Raw genomic sequence first — 11,184 nt, 5'->3', positions numbered from 1 at the left:
CCTGATACTCGTTAGCTCGGGCCCAATCAGGTGTAAACGGCACGTATACTAATAACAATAACAGCATACAACAGGAAGAATATGAACGTAGTTGAGTTTCTGGCTTCTCTATCGAAACTGGACATCCGCCTCTGGTTGGAAGGTGAAAACCTGCGCTTTAGCGCACCTGAAGGCGCTTTTACTTCAGATATTCGCGATAAGGTGGTCTCCAACAAGCCTGCTATCATCGAATTTTTGCGTCAGGCCAGAAAACTCAACGAAACGGCAATTGAGCCCGTATCCCGATCACTGCCTCTGCTAACCTCTTTTGGGCAGCAGCGACTGTGGATTCTGGATCAACTGAACCCCCGTGATGTCACTTACAACATGTCTAGTGCGCTGCGCATTCGAGGTGCATTGAATGTGACGGTACTCGAGAAAGTGCTGCGGGAGCTGGTCAAGCGCCATGAATCACTGCGTACTCGGTTCGATGATAACGATGGTGAGCCAGTTCAGGTCATTCTGCCTCCTGAGAGTTGGCACTTTCGCCGTACTGACCTCAGCGAACTACCAGAAGCAGAACAACAGGCCAAAATTGCCCAGGCGGTCAACGACGAGTCTCTTACTCCATATGATCTGAAAGCGGGTTCGTTGTTTCGTGCCCATTTGATTCAATTACAGCAAGATCATCATGTCCTTGTTGCCGGGATGCATCATATTATCTCTGATGCATGGTCAATGGAGGTGCTGGTTAAAGAACTGAGCATTCTGTATATGGCCTTTTCGGCAGGAATGTCTTCTCCATTGCCACCTCTGACGATTCAGTACGCTGATTACTCTGCGTGGCAGCGTCAGCAGATGGAAAGCGACGAGATGCAAAAGCATCTTGATTACTGGCAACAGACGTTAAACGGAGCGCCGCCAGTGTTGGCTATTCCTACGGATAGACCTCGTCAGGACATTCCCACCAATAACGGTGCCCTGAAAGTGGTGCCGCTGAACGATGCTTTGGCAGGTAAGATTAATCATGCCTGTTCGAGCCTGGATGTAACGCCGTTCATGTTCTTTCTCGGTGCGTGGCAACTGCTGCTGGGGCGTTATGCCATTAGCCAGGATGTGGTCATAGGTTCACCGATTGCCGGTCGAAGTCGAAGCGAAGTTCAGGAACTGATCGGATTCTTTGTGAATCTGCTGTTAATGCGTCTGGATTTAAGCGGCAACCCTACCGTAGAGGAATTTTATCGTCGGGTTAAAGATATGTCCCTGGGTGCATTCAGTCATCAGGATCTGCCCATCGACCGTTTGCTTGAAGCAATGGAGGTGGAACGCCAGCCCGGATATCCCCCCTTGGCTCAAGCTGCATTTCAGTTGATCAATATGCAGGATGCTGACGGCGCGAATCCCTTTGGTGATGCCCCCGTGCAGATTGAACCCATTCCATCCAGTCATGTGGCTGCTCGTATGGATATGGTGTTGGGTATTGCAAAAACGGGCGACCACTACGAGGCCAGCCTCGAGTTCAATACAGATCTATTTGATGATCATACAGTGTCAGGAATGATGGATCAGTACTTGTTCCTGCTGGATGCGCTGGCTGGCTCGCAATCTACCTGTATTGATGATATCGAGCTGTATGACTCTGTGCATTTGCTTGATCAGTTGGGTTACAGTGCTGAGGATAACGATCTGTTGAGTCTTAATTCAAATCAACGGTCGATGTTGCTGGATCAATTGGCGCACCCAGAAACCATTCAGAATGCCTACGGCATTTACGCTGATCTTCCGGGCAAACCGGATCTTGATGTGTTGCATCGTGCGATCCAGCTAGTGGTGGATGCAGCCCCTGTACTTCGAATGAAAATCACCGAATGCAATATACCGGCTGCGGATATGGCATATGCTGTGATACCGCGAAAGTCTGCAGCAAACCTGCAAACAGTCGATCTAACCAAGCAGCATTGGGATGGGTTCTCCATCCATGATGCAGCCATGAAACTGATGCATAGAACCTATGATGTCTATCAGGATGATCTGATTAGCTATTATCTATTGCATAAAGAAGAAAGCTTTAGACTGGTGGTGGCATGCCATCATATTGTATTAGATGGTGCTTCAACATATCTATTGATGGAACGGCTGCTTGATACCTACAAAGCCATTCTGATGGGCGAGGCCGTCGCGCTGCAAACCGATGTCGGTGCCGAGGCATTTTTACGTTGGAGCAAGCAGCATTCTGATCATCCTCAGGTATTGGATTTCTGGCGCCAGAAAGCAACGCTTGTTGAACCATTGAATTTTTCTTTTTCATCACGTTACCGAGACCCAGGTCGTGAAACGCGTTTTAACGACTGCGTGGACAGTATTACGCTGGACCATCGTCAAGTGGCCACCATCAGTGAATACTGTGCCGCCAACAAAGTGAACCTGCCACTGTATTTTAAAGCATTATTCGGTTTGATGATTCATCACTATTGTAGGCCTGATGCAGGCTTTTCGTTCGCAGAGTTCTACAGCTGTCGCCAGGATGCCTGGGATCGTGAACTGGGTTGTTTCTATCAGCAGTTTCCGTCCATAGTGCCTGCCGCATTGAACGGCCGGGGTGTTACTGTTCACGATTGGCTGACGTCGCTAAAAGAATCTCGAGACAGCGCCCGCAGCTTTCGAGCTATATCGCTGCAAGCCCAGCAACAGATACTCCCTGTTGGTCGCACCGTATTCATGTTCAATTACTATAATTTTGTTAGTGATCTAACGCTGGATCATGCGTCCGTGCAGCCTGTTATGTCAGCACCAAAAGTGGATGGTGGCGTTCAGTTTATTGTTAAGGAGCAAACTCAAGGGATAGAGCTTGAGCTTCGCTATGATGCTAATACATTTAACGGCCTACGGTTCCTTGAGCGAACAATACATCTGAATGAACAGATACAGTTTGAGGATTTGGCGTCCGTTGCGGATTTGCAATTTCTGTCCAGTGCAGAACAGATTGCTCAGTTGGTTAACGTATCGCAACGGGATATAGAGCCACAGGATAATGTGGTCGTCCGTTTCGAGAGTATTGTAGAGAAGTATCCTGACAACGAGGCTGTTATCAGTGCTGTAGAAACGCTGACCTATAAACAGCTAAATGAGCGCTCCAATCAGTTAGCTCATGCTCTGATTGATATGGGTGTGGGAGCCAATGTTCGAGTTGGCGTATGTTTGGATCGTAGTGCCAATTTGCTTGTGGCTATTTTGGGTGTGCTAAAGGCCGGCGGAGCCTATGTGCCGCTTGACCCATCGTATCCGCGGGAACGCTTGTCTTATATGGTCAGGGATTCTGCTGCTCCCGTTGTGGTTACAGTTTCTGAGCATGCTGATTGTCTTGGATCGATTGATGGGCATGTGCTTTGCCTGGATGCGGAAGATTCTGGCTTGTCGGGTGAGTCAGTCGTTAACCCTCAAGTGTTAATCGACCCTAGTCAGCAGATCTATGTTATTTATACTTCCGGCTCAACCGGTCAGCCCAAAGGAGCTATGGTTTGTCATGGTGGGGAGGTAAATCTCCAGAGCTGGTATCTTGAATCGCTGGACATTACCAATCAGGATCGAACCCTGATGGTGAGTGCTGTCGGATTTGATTTGAGCCAGAAAAACCTGTTTGCTCCATTAATGGTGGGTGCTGGATTGGTTATGCCCAGCATGGAACTTTATGATGAGCACGAACTGTTGGGCTTGATCAATCAGCATGCTATAACCTGGGTGAATTGTGCGCCCAGTGCATTCTATCCAATTGTAGAATTAGCAGCGGTTGATGGTTATAAAGCGCTTAAATCGTTGCGCTTTCTAGTGCTGGGTGGTGAGGCCATTCGATTGGGGCCACTTTATCCATGGCTTACCAGTGCGCATTCTCAGGCCCAGTTAATCAACAGCTACGGTCCCACCGAGTGTACCGATGTTGTGGCGTTTCATGTTCTTGATGTAATCGAAAATGATCAACAATCGATTCCCATAGGGAAGCCTGTACCGAATACACAACTGTTTATATTAAATGACAACTTACAGCAGGTTGTGCCTGGTTGTGTTGGTGAAATTTGCATAGCGGGTGCCGGTGTTGGCCTGGGTTATATCAATCGCGACGATTTGACCGAAGCTGTCTTTGTGGAATCTTCTCTAGCATCAGGAAAGTTATACCGTACAGGTGATTTGGGGCGGTTGTTGCCAACTGGCGATATTGAATACATAGGTCGCAAAGACTTTCAGGTCAAGTTGCGTGGCTTGCGCATTGAGTTAGGGGAAATCGAACATGCACTGAAGGCGCTGCAAGGTATAGACGATGCGCTGGTAGTGGTTCACCAGGATCGGTTGATTGGTTACATCGTTGCCCAGAATGAACCTGCAGGTTGGAGAGAGATGTTGCGGGATCACATTCCCGAATACATGATCCCTTCTTTGTTGATTAGCGTTGATCGGTGGCCACTAACGCCAAATGGCAAAGTCGATAGAAAGGCGTTACCTGACCCCGACGCGGCCGTTGCCGATTTGCAAGTCTATGTCGCTCCTCGTAACGCTACCGAGCAACAGCTAGTAGCTATCTGGCAAGAGGTATTACAGCGCACGAATATCGGTGTGCAGGACAATCTGTTCGATGTGGGCGGTAATTCGCTACTTGCGACCCGTATTGTGTCCAGAATAAAAAAGCAGTTTCAGATACCCCTTAGTGTTCGGGAATTGTTTGTAGCGCCTACCATAGCGGAGCTCTCCATCGCGGTTGAAAGGGCAAATCAAACCCGCAATATTCCACCAATTGAGCGTGTGCCTTCAGATAGCGTAGTTCCACTTTCATTCGCGCAGCAACGCCTGTGGTTTCTGGATCAGCTTGAGCCGGGTAGCACTGCATACAATATGCCTGGCGCATTCAAGTTACGTGGCCGAGTAGATGTAAGTGCGCTCAGGCAGGCACTTGAAACAATAGTGGCCAGACATGACATACTTCGTACCACCATGCAGTTGATAGATGATGAGCCGGTTCAAGTTGTTTCTGCGGCGCACACTTGGGCCTTCGATATTATTGAATTGGCCCATTTGAATCATCAACAACAGCACGTCAGAGTGGATAGTGAGGTCGATGGGTTGTACGGTCATGTCTTCAACCTTGATCAAGGTCCTCTTTTCTATGCCAAATTGCTGGTGCTGGGTGAGCAGGACTATGTGCTGCTGATCAATATGCATCACATAGTTTCCGACGGTTGGTCTAATGGAATATTAATGCGCGAATTAGGGCAGTTGTACGACGCCTATTCCAATGGCCGTCCGTCACCGCTTCCTGATCTTAAGGTTCAGTATGGGGATTTTTCCAAATGGCAGCGTAACTGGCTAAGCGGCGACGAATTAGAGCGCCAGGTAAGTTATTGGCGCAATGCGCTTGCAGGAGTAGAAGTTCTAGGGTTACCCACTAATCATGCCAGAACCACAAAGACAGGTTTTGCGGGGAATGTTCTTGGCTTTCAGTTGAACAGCCAATTAAGCGCCAAGCTGAACCTGCTGTGTAAGCAGCATGGTGTCAGTATGTATATGGTAACACTGGCGGCGTACATGGTGCTTTTATCAAAGTATACCAACCAGCGTGACATCGCCGTTGGAAGCCCAATTGCCAACCGTAATTTTGAAGAGATAGAGCCTGTTATAGGCTTTTTTGTCAACACCTTGGTGTTACGAGGTGAGCTGGATCTCGATCTGAGCTTTACTGACTTCTTGGGGCAGATCCGGCAAAAAACACTGGATGCTTTTGCCCATCAAGATGTGCCTTTTGAACGCTTGGTGGATGAGCTTGTGTCAGAACGGGATATGCTGCATTCGCCGTTGTTCCAAGTGCTGTTTTCCCTGCAAAATATCGGTATCGATGCATCAGCAACGATTCCTGGCATCAGTTTGGACTCTATTGCAAACAATCAGGTTGTAGCGAAATTTGATTTAGAATTTAGTTTGATGGAGCAAGGTGATGTAATCAATGGTGAGGTGGTGTATCGCACAGAGTTATTCCATAAGCCCTTTGTTCAAAATTTGATTCAACATTATATTAATATTCTTGAACAGGTTGTTGAAGCTCCACAGAGTTCAATTGACGACATCTCAATTATCACGCCAGCCGAGATCCAGCGTTTACATGGGTGGAACAATACTGAACGAGATTACGATCGTGATATTACTGTTCATCAACTCATTGAGCGTCAGGTTGATAGAACCCCTCACGCACCAGCTTTGATTCGTGGAGATGAAGCGCTCACCTATATAGAGTTAGATTCCAAAGCCAATCAGCTTGCTCATTATATTATGCAAAGCGGCGTTGTTGCCGGTGCTGTTGTTGCTGTGATGATGCCACGTTCACCTGAATTAATTGTGACAATATTGGCTATCCTTAAGTCAGGGGCAACCTATTTGCCTTTAGATCCAGCTTATCCTGGTGAGCGTATTGAGTACATGCTTCAGGATTCGCAAGCGTCGCTTCTTATTACTGATACGAAAGAAAGATTAGCATCTGATGTTGATGTTAATGCTCGAATCTCTTTGGCTAGTATAGAGGCTGAACTTGTAGCACATGCAGACTCGCGCCCAACGTTACAGGGGGCAGCAGATTCATTGCTATATGTGATCTACACATCTGGATCCACAGGTAAACCTAAAGGCACTGGTGCCCGTCATTACGCGGAAGTTAACCTTCTGAATTGGTATTGTCGCGAGTTCAGTATGTCTGAGAATGATCGCGTACTGTTAGTGAGTGCAATTGGATTTGATTTAACTCAGAAGAATTTGTTTGCGCCGTTGGTGAGCGGCGCTGCGCTTGTAATGCCGATGGCGGTTGAATATGACCCATATGAGTTGCTTAACGATATAGAGAAGCATTCTGTGTCATGGATTAATTGCGCCCCTAACGCGTTCTATCCAATTTTAGATGAGACGGCCGACTATAAACAGTTAGATTCTTTAAGATGGGTCTTTTTGGGTGGTGAGCCCATAGACTTCGATCGGGTGAGTGAGTGGCTTCAACACGGTAATGGCCGGCTGGTTAATAGTTATGGGCCTACTGAGTGCGCGGATATCGCGACCTATCATATCGTTCAGAATCTAGACTTATATGAATCAGGTTCGATTCCCATCGGTGCAGCGATAGATAACGTTAAACTTTATATCGTTGATGAAAAGCAAAGAATGGTGCCTGAGGGCGTTCCAGGGGAGCTCTGCATTGGTGGGGAGAGTGTCGGCCCAGGCTATTTTAATGATCTTGTGCAAACTGCTGACAAGTTTGTATTAAACGTTAATGTCGCCCACCAACCCAAAATGTATCGAACCGGGGATCTGGCTCGCTTTCTACCGAACGGTGAGGTCGAGTATCTTGGTCGTATCGATAATCAAGTCAAAATTCGGGGTTTCCGAATTGAGCCTGGTGAGATCGAAAGCTTACTCCGACAAATGGATGGTGTAAAAGCCAGTTGCGTGATAGTACGAGAAGATGTTCAGGGGCAAAAGGCGCTGGTCGCTTATGTTGTTACTGGACACAGCTACAGCCAGGCTGAATATAGGGATTTCCTTAAACCCAATTTGCCTGAATTTATGTTGCCGTCAGTAGTTGTGCCATTGGATGCAATGCCTTTAACGCCCAATGGAAAAGTCGCAAAAAATATGCTGCCTGCGCCTGATGTGGTAGCGGTTGAAGACCGGGTTATCGTTGCGCCTACAACCGAATCAGAATCGCGCGTGTTGGAAATTTGGCAGAGCATCCTAAAGCGCGATGATTTGTCTGTAGAAGATGATTTCTTTGCAGTTGGTGGTCAATCAATACTGGCAACGCAAGTGATGTCTCGAATTCGGAGGGAGTTTAACGTTAATCTTCCTCTGCGAGCACTGTTTGAGCAGCCCACGATTCGCAACACTGCACAACACATTGATGGTGCGATTTCGTCTGATGATCATAACGTACCTCCTATTGTACGCATTGATCGAGATGAGCCACTACCTTTGTCATTCGTTCAGCAGCAATTGTGGTTGTTGGATCAGTTAGATCCAGGTACGCCAGCTTACAACATGCCAGTCGCTCTGCGGATTCGAGGTGAATTGAATGTTGCCGCGTTTATAGAAAGCTTTAATGCAATCATTCAGCGTCACGAAACCCTGCGCACTAATTTTGACTCAGTTGATGGCAAGCCAACAGCGTTGATACATGATGTGCGCATATGGGATATGGCGCAGCGGGATATTTCATCGTTGGATGCGATCGCCCGTGAAGCGGAATTAAAACGCATCGTCCATACTCAAATGAGCATGGGGTTTGATCTGAAATTCGATCATTTGATGCGTGGAGAACTTATCAAAGTTAGTAACGGGCCTGAAGTTGAACATGCTTTTATCGGCGCGATTCATCACATTGTCTCTGATGGATGGTCGTTGAATGTGATGACGGCTGAGTTGATGGAGTTCTACCAGGCGGTTATCGATCAACGATCTCCATTTTTGCCCGAGTTAGATATTCAGTATGTGGATGTGGCCGCTTGGCAACGAAATTGGTTGACAGGCGATACGCTGGATACCCATCTGAACTACTGGCGCAATCAGTTGGACAATGATGGGCAGGTGTTGCAACTACAGACGGACTATCCTCGTCCTGCTGTGATGACCAGTAATGGTGGTGTCGTTAAGGGGCACATAGCTCCTCGTGATTTGGCGATGGCGCAACAATTTGCAAAAGAAGAGGGCGCCACACTGTTCATGGTGTTGGTGGCTACTTATCAATTGCTTTTGCATAAGTACACCGGTCAGCAGAGAATCAATATAGGAACTCCAATTGCCGGAAGGGACACGATCGAGTCAGAGCGATTAGTCGGGTTCTTTATCAATACAGTGGTGTTGTCTACTGAGCTTGAGGGGGCAATGTCTGGGAGATCTCTTCTGCGACAGGTGAAAGAGGTTACTTTGGGTGCCTATTCTCATCAAGCACTGCCTTTTGAAAAATTGGTTGAGGAGTTAAGACCCCCACGCGATTCATCCAGAACACCCTTTTTTCAAGTGTTCTTGAATCTGTTGAATTTGCCGCCTCAAAGTGATGATAACGCTGCGCTCAAAATTGAGCCGTTGTCGGACGATGACGCCCATAGCCATGCTAAATATGACTTCAATTTATATGTAAGTGAGGATGGTGATAATGGATTAGAGTTGGTGATGGTGTATAACTCTGACCTCTATCGCCAAGATACCGTTGAACGATTTGTTACAGACTTCTCTCGTCTGCTGGGCAGCATAAGCGCAGAATCCGATAAAGAGATAAGTGACTTGAGCTTGGACTCACGCGGTCTGCCGTGGTTGCCGGATCTAGATGTCGCTCCAAAGCTGGAGAAGCATGCAAGCCCAATCGATCTATTTCTGCGACATGCTAACAATAACCCAAGCGCACTCGCGATTCGGGAGAATAGTTCAGATATAACCTACGGCGAGCTTGCTAAGAATAGTCTCAATATTGCTTCTGAGCTGGTTCAAAGAGGCGCGGGGGAAGGGGTCGTTATTGCAGTGCTGGCTACTAGATCATCCCTGCTGATTGAGTCATTGCTTGCGGTATTGCGTACGGGGTCGGTGTTCACTATTCTCGATTCTGGTTATCCCGAAGATCGCCTAACTCATATTGTTCAGGAAAGTGAGCCTCTGCTGATAATTGATGCAACTGGTCAAGGGGTTGATTGTAGCAAGCTGGAGCAGACCTTTGGGTGTGCAGTTCTTTCTGTTTCAGCTTTGGCTGGACAGGGCTCAACAAAATGTGAACTTTTCCAAGATAATCACAATCCCGATAATGCATCGTACATTGCGTTTACTTCTGGTTCTACCGGTACCCCGAAGGGAATAAAAGCTGATTTTCAGCCGTTATCTCACTTTGTTCAGTGGTACGTAAATGAGTATTCAATTAGCAGTACTGACAGAGTCAGCATGATGTCTGGGCTTGCCCATGATCCTCTATTGAGAGATGTGTTTGTGCCGCTGTCTGTAGGTGCAAGTATCTGTATACCCGAGCCAGACTGGATGCTGAAACCAGAGGATTTGTTCAGTTGGTTTGACTCAAATGCAGTTACCATTACACATGTAACGCCGTCCATGCTGCGTTTATTGCTTGATACAGCGTCTGAAGAACAGGAACTGAATCATCTACGTTTTGTCGGTGTGGGCGGGGATCGTTTAAGTTGCAAGATCGTTGATGAGATCCGAGCAATAGCTCCTAATACCTTGGTTGCAGGCTTTTATGGGGCGACAGAGACACCTCAGGTCATGGCTGTGTTCAATGTACCTTCTGAAATTACAGGGTTGCCGGAGTTTTTGCCTTTAGGGCAGGGTATTGATGACGTTGAGTTGCTCGTGCTGGATACGCATGGCCACCTATGTGCGCCAGGACAAGTAGGTGAATTGGTTGTTCGCACTCCTTATCTAAGCCGGGGTTATATCAACTCTGATTCATCACCTTTCACCCTTAACAAGCGCACGCATTGTGAGCACGACAGGTTATACCACACTGGAGACAAAGGCCGCTATCGGGCTGACGGCACTGCGGAGTATCTCGGCAGGATTGACCAACAAGTGAAAATTCGTGGCTTCAGGGTTGAGCCAGAAGAAGTTCAACGATGTATTAATAAAGCACTTGAGAATAAAACTGACTCCGTTGTGTTGGCGTCAAGAGACCCCAGAGGCGACGAATGTTTGGTCGCGTATGTAAAAACCCAAAAGACGGATTTCGTGACTGACCTTCGGCTGAGGTTAAGGAAGCAATTGCCGGAGTATATGGTGCCGTCGCTGTTTATCAGTGTTGATAGCATACCTTTAAATCGAAACGGTAAAGTAGACAGATTCTCTCTGCCAAACCCTGCGGATTATTGGGTAGCGAAGGAGTATGTTGCCCCACGCAATGACTACGAACGTGATATTGCAGAAATATGGCAGTCCATTTTAAAAATCGATCAGATAAGTGTGGTGGATAACTTTTTTGATGTCGGTGGGCATTCTCTTTTGGCGGTTCAGATTGTCGCTCGCGTTAAGGAAAAATACGAAATTGAGTTTTCCATGAGGCGTCTGCTTGAGATTGCCAGCATTGAGGGCATGGCGAGTTATGTAGAAAGTTCGCTCTGGGTGCGCCAGTCTGAGTCGACGGATGATGATTCAGGTGACGATTTCGAAGAATTGGAAATATAAGACCAACAT

The 11,184-nt window shown here is 47.3% G+C and carries 1 protein-coding gene; it reads left to right on the top strand.

Annotated elements, in window-relative coordinates; all coding sequences use genetic code 11:
* Window positions 1-81 precede the first annotated feature (81 nt).
* Window positions 82-11,175 (top strand): non-ribosomal peptide synthetase, encoded by an 11,094-nt coding sequence (locus tag Kalk_RS02105; protein WP_101892632.1) that lies wholly within the window; start codon window positions 82-84, stop codon window positions 11,173-11,175.
* Window positions 11,176-11,184: the final 9 nt, after the last annotated feature.

This window comes from Ketobacter alkanivorans, from assembly GCF_002863865.1.
GTDB lineage: Bacteria > Pseudomonadota > Gammaproteobacteria > Pseudomonadales > Ketobacteraceae > Ketobacter > Ketobacter alkanivorans.
The sequence above is the reverse complement of the archived record's forward strand: the minus strand, read 5'-3'. Positions and strand labels throughout refer to the sequence as shown.

Excerpts from the sequence above, each read along its gene's own strand:
- Kalk_RS02105 (WP_101892632.1), top strand. The coding sequence starts at position 82 with ATGAACGTAGTTGAGTTTCTGGCTTCTCTATCGAAACTGGACATCCGC.